Raw genomic sequence first — 1,162 nt, 5'->3', positions numbered from 1 at the left:
TTGCGTACCTGGAGGTACGCAAAAGGCGCACGACGGGGCAGAGGTCACACTCCCCCACCGAATGCCATACCCAGCAGGTACGTCGCCCCCGCCGCGCCGTAACCGATGGCGAGTTGTCGCAGTGCGCGCTTGATCGGTGGTCCTCCACTGAGCAGGCCGACGATCAGACCCGTGCAGATCAGCGCCAGTCCGACGAGTACTGCGGCGACGGCAAGGGCCACATAGCCTTCGAGACCGAACAGGTACGGCAACACCGGGATCACTGCACCGGAGGCGAAGAAGCAGAAACTCGCTGCGGCGGCACCGAGTCCGGTTCCGATGGATTGGTGCTCGTCGATGTCGGTGTCCGGTTCCTCGACGGCGGGCAGGAGTCGAATGACGTCCGCGGCTTTGGCGTCGGCTTCCTCGTGGGTCATTCCGCGAGCACGGTAGACCAGAGCGAGTTCGTTGGCGTCGACATCGAGGTGTTGAACGGCCTCATTGGCGGCACTGTCGGGCGAGGAGGCCTCGAGCAGTTCGCGTTGCGAACGCACCGAGACGTATTCGCCTGCTCCCATCGACAGCGCACCCGCGAGCAGGCCCGCGAGTCCGGTGACCAACACGATCTGGTTGGACACCCCGGATCCGCTGATGCCGAGCACCAGGGCGAGGTTGCTCACCAATCCGTCGTTGGCACCGAACACCGCGGCGCGGAACGTGCCTGAGAGTCGATTACGTCCACGGGCAGCCAGTGCCCGGATCACTTCGGCGTGAATCTGCTCGTCGGCCGTCATCGCGTCGGTGGCATCGGCGTCGGTCGCGTAGGGCGAGCGGGTCTCGGCGCGTTGCGCGAGGGCGAGTACGAACACCGATCCGAAGCGTCGCGCCAGTACGCCGAGGATCCGGGTACGAATGTCGCCTTTGAGTGGCATGCCGACGCGATCGCCGAGCAGATTTCGCCAATGCTGTTCGTGGCGGCCTTCCGCGTCGGCGAGCGCGAGCAGAATCTCGCGTTCCTCGCCGCTACGCCGACCTGCCAGATCGCGATAGACGGCGGCCTCCGCACGCTCGTCGGCGAGGTACTGCCGCCATCGTTTGACGTCCTTCGACGAGGGTTCCGTTCCGTCCATCGAGCAAACGTACCGGGCTCCAGCCGTCGTGCGCCTTTTGCGCACCTCCAGGT

General features: G+C 65.6%; 1 protein-coding gene. It reads right to left on the bottom strand.

Annotated elements, in window-relative coordinates; genetic code table 11:
- Positions 1 to 44 precede the first annotated feature (44 nt).
- The gene (locus ACOQFP_RS11700) at positions 45 to 1,109 is read right to left on the bottom strand and encodes a VIT1/CCC1 transporter family protein (RefSeq protein ID WP_421584417.1); all 1,065 of its coding nucleotides are present in this window, start codon (positions 1,107 to 1,109) and stop codon (positions 45 to 47) included.
- Positions 1,110 to 1,162: the final 53 nt, after the last annotated feature.

It is taken from the genome of Rhodococcus sp. MALMAid1271 (genome assembly GCF_049195265.1).
Lineage (GTDB): Bacteria > Actinomycetota > Actinomycetes > Mycobacteriales > Mycobacteriaceae > Rhodococcoides.
Note: the sequence above shows the minus strand (reverse complement) of the source record. Positions and strands in the feature narration are given on the sequence as shown.